The organism is Pectinatus frisingensis (assembly GCF_015732285.1).
Taxonomy (GTDB): Bacteria; Bacillota; Negativicutes; order Selenomonadales; family Selenomonadaceae; genus Pectinatus; species Pectinatus frisingensis.
In genome coordinates this window covers 1-11,894 of sequence record NZ_WIQU01000023.1, presented here as the reverse complement: position 1 = coordinate 11,894, position 11,894 = coordinate 1, and the positions used below count along the sequence as shown (strand labels likewise).

The 11,894-nt window shown below is 34.4% G+C and carries 13 protein-coding genes; all 13 read left to right on the top strand.

Annotated elements, in window-relative coordinates:
* Positions 1-1,221, top strand: a 1,221-nt coding sequence (locus I6751_RS04745) for a sn-glycerol-1-phosphate dehydrogenase (protein ID WP_196591185.1), incomplete at its 5' end; no start/stop codon positions are given.
* Between the two features lie 58 nt (positions 1,222-1,279).
* Complete coding sequence (locus I6751_RS04740; RefSeq protein WP_196591315.1) at positions 1,280-2,083, top strand: HAD-IIA family hydrolase; 804 nt, start codon at positions 1,280-1,282, stop codon at positions 2,081-2,083.
* A gap of 439 nt (positions 2,084-2,522) precedes the next feature.
* Positions 2,523-4,439 (top strand): BglG family transcription antiterminator, encoded by a 1,917-nt coding sequence (locus I6751_RS04735; protein WP_196591314.1) that lies wholly within the window; start codon positions 2,523-2,525, stop codon positions 4,437-4,439.
* A gap of 10 nt (positions 4,440-4,449) precedes the next feature.
* Positions 4,450-5,109, top strand: coding sequence for a class II aldolase/adducin family protein (locus tag I6751_RS04730; RefSeq protein WP_231037905.1), 660 nt, complete (start codon positions 4,450-4,452; stop codon positions 5,107-5,109).
* A 13-nt stretch (positions 5,110-5,122) separates the two neighbouring features.
* A complete protein-coding gene (locus I6751_RS04725) occupies positions 5,123-6,160 on the top strand; it encodes a zinc-binding dehydrogenase (protein ID WP_196591313.1) in 1,038 nt (345 codons plus the stop codon).
* A gap of 49 nt (positions 6,161-6,209) precedes the next feature.
* Complete coding sequence (locus I6751_RS04720) at positions 6,210-6,506, top strand: PTS sugar transporter subunit IIB (RefSeq protein ID WP_196591312.1); 297 nt, start codon at positions 6,210-6,212, stop codon at positions 6,504-6,506.
* Between the two features lie 50 nt (positions 6,507-6,556).
* Positions 6,557-7,813, top strand: a complete 1,257-nt coding sequence (locus tag I6751_RS04715; protein ID WP_196591311.1) for a PTS transporter subunit IIC — start codon at positions 6,557-6,559, stop codon at positions 7,811-7,813.
* A gap of 45 nt (positions 7,814-7,858) precedes the next feature.
* A complete protein-coding gene (locus I6751_RS04710; RefSeq protein WP_196591310.1) occupies positions 7,859-8,314 on the top strand; it encodes a PTS sugar transporter subunit IIA in 456 nt (151 codons plus the stop codon).
* Positions 8,315-8,394: 80 nt separating this feature from the next.
* The gene (locus I6751_RS04705) at positions 8,395-9,054 is read left to right on the top strand and encodes a ribulose-phosphate 3-epimerase (protein WP_196591309.1); all 660 of its coding nucleotides are present in this window, start codon (positions 8,395-8,397) and stop codon (positions 9,052-9,054) included.
* A 4-nt stretch (positions 9,055-9,058) separates the two neighbouring features.
* On the top strand, positions 9,059-9,598 hold the full coding sequence (gene hxlB / locus I6751_RS04700) for a 6-phospho-3-hexuloisomerase (RefSeq protein ID WP_196591308.1): 540 nt from the start codon (positions 9,059-9,061) through the stop codon (positions 9,596-9,598).
* Between the two features lie 43 nt (positions 9,599-9,641).
* Complete coding sequence (locus tag I6751_RS04695; protein WP_196591307.1) at positions 9,642-10,292, top strand: ribulose-phosphate 3-epimerase; 651 nt, start codon at positions 9,642-9,644, stop codon at positions 10,290-10,292.
* Between the two features lie 12 nt (positions 10,293-10,304).
* Positions 10,305-10,757 (top strand): ribose 5-phosphate isomerase B, encoded by a 453-nt coding sequence (gene rpiB / locus I6751_RS04690; RefSeq protein WP_196591306.1) that lies wholly within the window; start codon positions 10,305-10,307, stop codon positions 10,755-10,757.
* 44 nt (positions 10,758-10,801) lie between these two features.
* Positions 10,802-11,848 (top strand): galactitol-1-phosphate 5-dehydrogenase, encoded by a 1,047-nt coding sequence (locus I6751_RS04685; protein WP_196591305.1) that lies wholly within the window; start codon positions 10,802-10,804, stop codon positions 11,846-11,848.
* The last annotated feature ends 46 nt before the right edge of the window (positions 11,849-11,894 follow it).

Below are 11,894 nucleotides of genomic sequence, written 5' to 3'. Positions count from 1 at the left end.
GAAGGATTCAGGCATATTTGTATTGTGGCCGATGTGCATACAATAAAAGTAGCAGGGGAAAAAGTATATGCGGCATTGAAAAAAGCTAATGCCGCATACGATGAATTTATTTTCACCGATAAAGAGCTCATTCCCAATGAATTGAATATAGGAAGAATTTTCACACACATACCAAATGAATGTGATTTTGTCATAGCTGTCGGTTCAGGAGTAATAAATGATTTAATGCGGTTTGTATCCAAAAAGATGCAGGTGCCCTACGCTATAGTGGCGACGGCTCCTTCCATGGACGGATATGCTTCAGCCGTATCGCCGCTTATCATAGATGGTTTCAAGATAACTTACGAGGGACTGGGATTCCCATGGGCGATAATCGGCGATGTTGATATATTAAAAGATGCACCGGTGCATATGATAGCATCAGGTGTAGGTGATATATTTGGCAAATACATCTGTCTGGTGGAATGGAAGTTATCACATATAGTAAATGGAGAATACTATTGTCCGGAAATTGAAAAACTGATGCGAAAAGCAGTTGATACAGTGGCAAAAGCAGCTGACGAAGGCATCGCTGAAAGAGACCCGGCAGCGATAGCTTCGGTAATGGAAGCTTTGGTATGGGCAGGAATAGGCATCAGCTATTGTGGAAATTCACGGCCGGCTTCCGGCTGCGAACATCAGATGGGACATTTTTGGGAAATGATGTTCCTGCAGAACTACCACCGCCATGATATAGAACATGGGACCTTTGTGGGAGTGGCGGCAATAGTGGCACTTTGTGTATATAAAGCAGCGATAAAGATTCTGGAAACGAACAGCAGCTTTAAGGTAATTTCATTTGACAAGGAAGAATGGGAAAAACAGATAATCAAGGTTTATGGTGCATGCAGTGACAGCATTGTCAAATTAGAAAATGAAGTACATAAAAATGACACCCAAAAAGCTGCTGCAAGAATGCAGAATGTCTTGGCCAATAAAATGCAGATAATAGAATTGATGAAAACTCTACCGAATATAGACAGCATGATAACCCGCATGAAAAAAATAAAGGAACCGTATTTGCCGGAACAGATAGAAATCACATCGGAATTACTGCATAACGCAATAATATATGCCAAGGAAATGCGTAATCGCTATGGCGTATTGCAGATGCTGTTCGACTGCGGTGAATTGAAAAAAACAGCAGATGAAGTCTGTACTGAAATTTCGAACTTAAAATAAATGTTTTCACACAGATATAGTGATTATGCGTATGGCAGCAAGGTGGGGAATGGGCAGAATGTTTATAAACGAGGACAAGGCAGGAATAATCCGCAATATAAAAGTTTTTGCTCTGGATATGGATGGAACTGTTTATCTGGATGAGTCATGGATAGATGGTGCCAGAGAATTTTTGGAGAGAATAGAAGCATCAGGGCGCAGCTATGTGTTTTTGACCAATAATTCATCAAAAAATCCGCAAAATTATGTCAAAAAACTGCACCGGATGGGACTGGATGTCGGTGAGGAAAAAATTATAACATCAGGACAGGCGACGATCTTTTATCTACAGCGTAATTATCCGGGGAAACGAGTATTTTTATTAGGTAACGATTTTTTAAAAGCAGAATTTGAACATAAAGGAATAATACTTGATGATGTAACTCCGGATGTGGTGGTCACAGCTTTTGATACATCACTGAACTATAAAAAAATGTGCCGGGTATGTGACTTTGTGAGAGCCGGACTGCCTTATATAGCAACGCATCCGGATTATAACTGCCCGACCAAAAATGGTTTTGTACCTGATGCCGGGGCTATACATGCTTTTATAAAAGCGTCCGCCGGAAGAGAACCGGACCATATTATCGGCAAGCCCAACAAAGAAATAATAAAATATCTGCTGGCGCGTATCGATAAGACCGGTGATGAAGTGATGATGGTGGGAGACCGGCTTTATACGGATATAGCGGCCGGAGTGAATAATGGACTATCCAGTATGCTGGTATTAAGCGGTGAGACAAAAAGAGAGGATCTAGCAAGAGCAAAGATCAAGCCGCAGCTGGTTTTTGACTCGGTGAAAGAAATAATACCGTTTTTATGATNTATGATAGTGTAATATCATTAGTATCAGAAAAAAGTAAATAATTTTGTATAACATAAAAATAACCTTTAATTATAAGAGCGATTATGATTAAAGATTATTTTTTATGTTTATTGCAGATGATATATTTTAATAAATAAAAAGTGTAGTTTAAATTTTTGGTAAAAGAAGAGTTTATTTAATTAAATGCGAAAAAGGATAGAAAAATATTAAATAAATATATATTTAGAGAAAATGATATAGTTATAAGGATAATTATCCTTATATACAGTTTAATTTAAAAAATAAGAAAATTTCCTGAAATGTTTTCATGCTAGGAAAACAAATAAAACTACTGCAAAAAGTTTTCAAAATATTTCCATATAGGGAGGAAGTCTTTCAAACTATGTTTGCAAACAAGCTTTTGTTAAAATAAATATAGGCTAAGGGAGCGGGATAAATGATGAAACTTAATAAAAGGAGTAAAAAGATTTTTGAATTATTGAGGGATCATTCTCACGGAATAACAGGTAAGAAAATAGCTGAACAATTAGGAGTTTCTTCAAGGACAATACGGTCGGATATAAAAATTTTACAAGAAGCCATACATGATGTAAAAATTATTTCGGCGCCTAATTGGGGATATAGGTTAAGTTCTTTAGAAAATATTGATAATGTTTATAGGAAAGTATTTTGTGAATATAATGAGGGGTTTGAGACATCTCAGCAGAGAATAAGCTATATTCTGGGAAGATTGTTAGGGAATACATTTTCGGATAAAGCGGTGACGCAAGCGGATTTGGCTGATGAGATGTTTGTAAGTTTATCTACGATGAAAGTATATTTTAATCAAGTAAAAAAAGTATTAGACAGATATAATTTAAAAATAATTCAATATAAAGCATGTGGGATACAGGTAACCGGAGATGAAAAAGATATAAGATATTGTATTTCAGAATATATTAATGAAACAAAATTAAATAAATTTTGGAAAAATATTTTTTATGATATAAATGTTGTAGATTTGGATACGATAATAAAAATAATTTTAAATAAGAAAAATTTGCAATTAACTGATGCAGCAAAATCAAATTTATGTATTCATACGGCTATTGCCATTAAACGTTCAAAAATAAATAAACAGGTTTCATATCCAGCAAGTATGGCACAAAAAATAGAAGAAACTTTTGAATATAATGTTGCAAAGGAAATAGTAAGTGCCATATATAGTGAGATGGGAATAGATGTTTCTTATGGGGAGGCATATTATATAACTCAATGCCTATTGGCCAGCAAGAAGGTATTGGATATAGGAAAAGAATCAGCAGATAAAATTCATGTAAAGGAAATGGTTAATAAAATATTAAAAGAAGTAAAAAGAACATTATCTATTGACTTTACATCAGATAAATATTTGATAGATGGACTGATACTGCATTTAAATGTGACTTTATCACGAATTCAGTTCAATATGAACATTCGTAATGAATTATTGAAAACAATAAAAAATGATTATCCATTAGCGTTTCAAATGGGAATTATAGCGGGGAAAGTAGTTGAAGAAAATGATCAAATAAAAGTAAATGAAAATGAAATTGGTTATATAGCACTGCATTTTGGTGCAGCTATAAGTCGAAATGGGATAAATAATAAAGCCAAGGTTAAAAATGTTATCATTGTCTGTTCTGCTGGATTAGGAATGGCGGTATTGTTAAAAGCTAAAATCGAGGAACATTTTAAAGAACAAATTAATATAAAAAAAATTATTCCTGGTTATAGTGTAGATAAATCCATTTTGGATGATGTTGATTTTGTACTTTCTACTGTTCCTTTGGATAATATAAATTCAGATAAAGTTATAGAAATACATCATATGCTTGGAAAATCAGACATTAAAAAAATCGAACAGCGAATTTTGAATAAGAAAGTTATAGAAAAAGAGGATATAGTTGATTTTTTTTCTGAAGAAAATTTTTATGTAGATAAAGATTTTAAAGAAAAAAATGAATGTTTGGATTTTTTGACTGAGGAGGCAATAAAAAAACAATTAATGACGGAACAGACCAAAAAATCTGTTTTTGAGAGGGAAAGTTTGTCGTCTACATCTATTGGAGAGCTTATTGCAATACCTCATCCAATTTACAATGATGCGGATACATCGTTTATATCAATATGCACTTTAAAACAACCAATTATATGGAATGATTTTTTAGTCCAGGCAATATTTTTATTAAATATAGAAAAAGAAAAATCACAATTATGGGAAGAAATATTTTTGAAACTTTATGAATATATAAAAAATAATAATGGTATAAAGATTTTGTTACAAACAAAATCTTTTGATATATTTTTACATCAATTTATTGAAAATTTTTAGGAGGAATATTATGAACAAAGAGATGGCAATAAAAAATGAGGTGGTGCTCTATGCAAAGCTACTGGATGCCAAAGGCTTGGTAAATCCGCTGGAAGGTAATATATCAATTTTAGACAGAGAAACAGGCAGGTTGTATATAACACCGTCAGGAACAAGGAAGGCTTTTTTGACAGAAGACAAAATTGCTATTATGGAAGGTGACAAACAAATTGGAGGAACTTTAAAACATTCAAGTGAATATATTCTTCACAATGCGGCTTTGAGGGCACGACCGGACTGCAATGCTGTCGTGCATACACATGCACCTTATTTGACAGCATTTGCATATTGCAATAAAGCAATAAAATTGCATTGTTCAACTACATTCGGATTGTTATATGAAGACATTCCTTGTATTCCATATGGTAAACCGGGAACTATTCATATTGCCGATGGATTGGAAGAAAAGATGAAAGGCCATGATTTGGTTCTTTTGGCAAACCATGGTTGTGTTTGTGCAGCGGGCAGCCTGGAAAAAGCAGTTGCAATTTTAGAAGCTGGTGAAGAAGTGATGAAAATATATTCAATAGCCAAAGCAGTGGGAGAAGTTCATAATATTTCGGATGTAGATTGGGAAGAATTATGCAATACACATCCGGGTAGTAAGCGTAATAGATATAAAAAAATTTGAGAGGTGTTGTAAAATGCAAACAGCTGTGATGTATGGACCAAATGATATACGAGTGGAAGAAAGGGAAAAACCTAAATGCCCTCCAAAGGGATTAATTTTAAAGGTGATGGCAGTGGGATTATGTGGTTCAGATATCAGGAATATGACCACGGATTCATTGCAGGGAAAGTATCCACATATCTTTGGACATGAGATAGTTGGAACAGTAGATGAAACTGATGCGCCGGATGGTGCTTATCAATTAGGCGATAGATTGTATATTTATCCCGAGGATCATTGTTTAAAATGTAAGGCTTGCAGGAGTGGGCATAGTGAAAATTGCATGAATTCAGGAAATTATATTAATCGACAAGGTGGTTTTGCCGATTTTGTACCGGTGACAAATTTGCAATTGCAACGAGATTCTGTTTTCAAATTACCTGAAGGTGTGTCTTTTGAAGCAGCTTCTTTGAGTGAACCGCTTTCATCCGTATATGCGTGTCAGGAGAATATAAATATAACATTGGGTGATACAGTTGTGATAATAGGTGCCGGTCCTATTGGATGCTTTCATGCACAGCTCGCTAAATTGCGTGGAGCAAATAAAGTTATTGTGGTTGAAATAAATGATAAGCGTTTGGAATTAATAAAACAATTTGGAGCTGATTATACGATAAATAGTATGTCGGAAGATGCAGTTAAAAAGGTAAGAAAGCTTACAAACGGCTGTGGTGCCGATAAGGTTATATCAGCGAATCCGGCGCCAAGTGCACAGGCTCAGAGCATTTTCATGGCACGTAAAGGTGGTATTATAGTTTTCTTTGGTGGAGTGCCAAAGGGCAGTATGGTTGAAATTGATACAAACTATATTCATTACAATAATTTATGGATTTATGGACATTTTGGAGCTAACAGCATACAAGTGCAGAAGGCCTTTGAACTTGCAATTTCACCGCAATTTCCTGCTAATAAATTTATAACACATATTTTGCCGTTGAAAGATATAAATAAAGGTATTGAACTGACGAGGACAGGAGAGGCAATAAAGGTCGTTCTGCTTCCAAACAGATAAAAAAATAGTATAGATATTATCATGACAATTGTCAATAGGAGGAATTTTTGTGATTAGAGGATTGGTAGCTTGTGGGAGTGGAATAGCAACATCTACAGTAGCGCAAGAAGCTATAAAAAAAATATTGGCTCAAGCTGGAATAGATGCTGTCTTAATAAAAGGAAATTTGACAGAAATACCACAAAAACAAAATGGAGTAGATATTATTTTTGTGACATCGAATTATGATCAGCCAGTAAAAGTACCTGTTATTAAGGTGTTTGGTCTGATTTCAGGAATAAATAGGGATAAGATAAAAGATCAAATAATAGATGTTTGTAAAAAAATTGAAGACAAAAACAGATGAATATATATTAAATTTAATACAATTGCTTTTATTTAGAAAGGAAAATGTTAATGGATACTTTGTTGAATATTGTGCAAACTATCTTAGGAATGGGTGCAGTAGTTATATTGCCGATTATGATATTCATATTGGGTTTGGTTTTCCGTATGAAAATAGGGCAGGCTTTGCAGTCAGGATTGATGATAGGAATCGGATTCCAAGGACTATTATTAGTAATAGGGTTGTTGATGTCATCAATAAAGCCCGTCGTTGATTATTATCATACTATGGGCGGTGGATTTACAACAGTTGATATCGGCTGGGCAGCACTGGGGGCAGCGTCGTGGACTGTACCATTTGCACCTTTGGCAGTACCGCTTATTATCGTGGCAAACGTTATTTTAATAAAATTTGGCTGGACCAAGGTTATGAATGTAGATATGTGGAATTATATTCATTTTCTTATTCCAGGGGCGTTAGCATATGCTCTTTTTGACAGTTTTGCTTTAGGCTTGGGTATCACAGTTGGATTATCCATAATAACATTATTTATTGCAGAAAAAGTTGCGCCACACTGGGAAAAAGAATTCGGCTTAGAAGGAACAACTTGTTCAACATTATCTTTTATTAGCTATATGTGGCCGATTGCAATTATTCTTAACAAGATTATAGATGCAATACCAGGATTGAACAACTTTGAACTGGATTTGAATAAATTGCAATCTAAAATAGGTTTCTTTGGCAATCCAGCATTTATTGGATTGATAGTCGGTGTACTTTTAGGGGTTATTACACATCAGCCTTTTGCTACGGTTACAATGATAGGCATGGGATTAGCAGGAGTATTACTGTTAATTCCGCGTATGGTTTCAGTTATGATGGAAGGATTAACGCCTATTGGTAATGCGGCCAATGATTTTATGCAAAAACATGTTTCACCGGATGCAAATTTATGGATCGGGATGGATGTTTGCTTGGGATTAGGTCATCCTACTTGTATAGTTTGTACGGCGGTATGTATACCATTTACAATTTTATTGGCATTTTTAATTCCGGGCATGTCATATTTTCCAATTGGAACACTAACCTCGGTTTGTTATATAACAGTACTATGTGTAATGGCCAGCAAGGGAAAATTAGTGCGATCATTAATTTGTTGTATGGTCAGTATGTTTTTAATAGTTTGGGGTGCAAATCAATTTGCTGTCGAAGCGACTGCAATGATAAATTCTACAAATTTACATGTAGAAGGATTAATTACAGATGCATATTTTGGATTCAGTTTGCCCAACATAATCGTATGCTTGCTGCATAGGCTTATCGCTTGATTTATAGAAATTAAATTCGAATATTGATATTTAAGAGGGTATAACATGTCTGATAATGGACCAAATAAGAGATATATTGCACTTAAGGCAGAAGCAGGAAATTGGGAAGAGGCACTTAGAATATGCGGAAGTGCCCTGATTGAGGGGAAATGTGTTGGAAAGGGTTTTGTAGAGGCTTGTGTCAATAGAGAAAAAGCTTTTCCTACTGGATTACCTACAATTATACCCGTTGCTATACCGCACGCCGCCTCGGATGAAGTATACAAGACATCTGTATGTGTATTAAAATTAGTAAAACCTATCAAATTTAATCGTATGGATGATAATACGAAGACAATACAAGCACAATTGATTTTTAATTTAGCGGTTAAAGAACATACGGAGCATGTTGATTTTCTTAAAAAATTGATAGCTTTTGTAATGGATGAACAACAAATAAAAAAATGTTTATCATTACCTATAGAAGACATTCCAGACTATTTGGAATCCACAGTTGTTTAGAAAGTTACTTAGGCAATATATTATTTGAGATATATTGCCTAAATTTATTATTGATTTTATTTAGTGAAAGGCGGTTAATCTTGCGAGAAATAAAGTTATCACCATCGATATTTGCAGCAGATATAACTAGATTATTGGAAAAAATCCGCATTTTAGAACAAAACAATGTCCAGATGTTACATATTGATGTTATGGATGGGCATTTTGTTAGTCAAATGGCATATGGTGCGGAGCATATCAGAATGATAAAGAAATGTACTAATATTCCTTTAGATGTGCATATGATGGTAATGCAGCCAGAATACCATATCGAAAGTATTATCAATGCAGGGGCTGATATGGTGACAGTTCATCAGGAGTCAACAAAATGCCTTTATCATTGCATTCAGATGATAAAAAGGGGTGGTAAAAAATGTGCTGTAGCATTGAGTCCGTCAACGAATCACTTGAATATAGAATGTATGCTGGGGATATTAGATATGGTACTTATCATGACGGTAAATCCTGGTGAAGGCAATCAGGTGTTTTTAACAGATATGTTAGAAAAAATAAAGAGTGTACGTAAAATACTTCATGGTAAAAACATTGATATTGAAGTAGATGGAAGCATTAATCCCAGTACAGCAGCTGATTGTTATAAGGCAGGAGCAAATATTTTTGTGTCAGGAGGATACATTTTTAATGGTGATATAGCAGATAATATTAAAATATTGTGGGATACATTGAAACTTCAGAGGTGATGAAATGAAAATAGATATAATTACTGATGAATTGAAAAGAGCATCAAGCAAGATAACTGATAGACAATTGGAAAATATTATAGACGAAATCAAAGATGCGAGGTCAATTTTTGTTTATGGAGCGGGACGCAGTGGTTTAATGTTAAAAGCATTTGCCATGCGGCTTATGCAAATGAATTGTACTGTTTATGTAGTCGGTGAAACAATAACACCATCGATAAAAAGCAATGATTTATTAATTTCAGCCTCTGCATCAGGAAAAACTAAAAGTGTAATTGCTTCTGTAATAGCTGCACAGAAAGCAGAGGCAAAAGTAATTACAATAACTTCTGATAAAAAGTCTGAATTAGCTAAATTGAATCCACCTATAATATGTGTAAATACACCTACAAAAAATAGTGTATCCAAAAACAGCGTGCAGCCATTAGGCAGTTTATTTGAGCAAATGCTGTTGATGATTTGCGATGCAATTATTTTGATTATGAGTGAAGAAAATTGTGAAATAAATAAAATAATGTCTAAAAGGCATGCCAATTTGGAATGAATAAAGAAATAAATAATAATATCGTGATGAAAGGAAGAATAATTTGTCTAGACTTTTATGTCCTTCAATGATGTGTGCAGATTGCGGAATTTTAAAACAGGAAGTTTTGGAATTGGAAAAGGCAGGTATAGATGTATTTCATATTGATATTATGGATGGAAATTTCATACCTACTTTTGGTATGGGATTGCAGGATGTAGAAGCGATATGCAGTATATCTGAAAAAGCAGTCGATGTTCATTTGATGACTGAAAATCCTGTTAGACATATAAAAAATTTTATTGATATGGGTGTAGATATTATTTATATTCATCCAGAAGTAGATAAATTACCAGTAAGAACACTACAGTTGATAAAGACTTATGGTGGGAAAGCTGGTCTGGTATTAAGCCCTCAAGTTACAGTGGAATCTATGGTGCCACTTCTGTCCTTAGCGGATTATGTTTTGGTGATGACGGTAAGTCCAGGATTTGCAGGGCAAAAATATCTTGAATTTGTTAATACAAAGATAAAACAATTAGTGTTATTAGCTAGTCAATATCATTATAAAGTTATTATTGACGGAGCGTGTTCATTATCCAAGATAAAGGAATTAAGCAAACTGAACGTGGACGGATTTGTTTTAGGAACGTCAGTTTTATTTAATAAGGCACAATCTTATAAAGAAATTGTGGAAACTTTGAGAAAAATTTAAGGAAAGATAAAAATGAGAAGAATAATAGTAATTGGTTCTGATCACGCAGGGTTTAAAATTAAACAATTCCTTATAACTAAATTAGAAGAAAATGGATATACAGTAGAAGATAAAGGAACATATAACGAAAAATCGGTTAATGCTGGTATTTATGCAGTAAAAGTTTGCCAAGATATTATTAATAGTCAAAATAAAAAATATGGCATATTAGTTTGTGGCACGGGAATTGGTATGTCCATGATGGCAAATAAAGTAAAAGGAATAAGGGCTTCTTTAGTGAGTGACATGTTTTCAGCTAAAATGGCAAAAATGCATAATGATGCTAATGTATTGTGTCTGGGCGCACGTATATTTTCGGAAAATATGATTTGGGAATTTACTAAAATATGGCTTGAAACAGAACATTTAGAAGGGAAATATGCTGTTCGTGTCCAACAAATGATGGATTATGAAAAAAATAGCTGAAAAATAGTTTTGTAAGTTTTAGCTTTTTATAAGGAGAGATAATAATGAAAGCCTTAAAATTATATGGAGCAAGAGATATCCGATTTGAAGAAGCGGATGAACCCATTATAAAAAATGCTGATGATGTAAAAATAAGGATAAGATCGGTAGGAATATGCGGATCCGATATGCATAGATACGCTTTATTAGGACCGTATATAAAGGGAATGATATGGGGACATGAATTTTCTGGAGAAGTCGTGGAAGTAGGGACAGCAGTTACAGATTTAAAAGCTGGGGAAAGAGTAAGTGCTTGTCCAGCTATATATTGCGGTAAATGTGACTCTTGTAAAAGAGGAAAATATGCACAATGCCTTAAATTATCAGTCATTGGAGCATACAGACCGGGGGCTTTTGCTGAATATATTGTTATGCCGCGAGAAAATGTTATAAGCATTTCAGGCGGTATCTCGTTTGATGAAATGGCCGTGGTCGAACCTTCTTGCGTGGCATTGCACGGACTTTATAATGCGGGAGGAATATCGGCAGGAGATACAGTCGCTGTCCTTGGATGTGGTACAGTCGGAACAATGACTGTTCAATGGGCAAAAATAATGGGTGCAAAAAAAATTATTGCAATAGATATAGATGACAAAAAATTAGCAGTGGCACAGTATGCTGGAGCTACTGATCTTATTAATACCAGAGGTAAACAATCTTATGAAAAAGTTTTTGAATTAACAAATAATAAGGGTGTAGATATAGCAGTTGAAGCGGCTGGAACAGCAGAAACATCGGCACAGGTTCTCGCTTTACCGGGGAAAGGGGGTAAGGTCATTTATATGGGGATACCATATAGTGATGTCATGATGAAGCGATTATATTTTGAAAAAATTGTACGGAATGAACTGTCAATAGTGGGAACATGGAATGCAATTTCAGGACCATTTCCTGGAAAAGAATGGATTACATGTGTTCATTTCCTTGAAAGTAAAATACTTCAGACAAAAATGCTAATTACACATCGACTGCCTCTTAATGAAGGGAAAAAAGCATTTGAAATGGCGATACAAGGAAAAGAATATCATGGTAAAATAGTTCTTCATCCCTAATTTAAAGTGAAGGTGATAATATAATGGTTGATTGGAATAAATATTT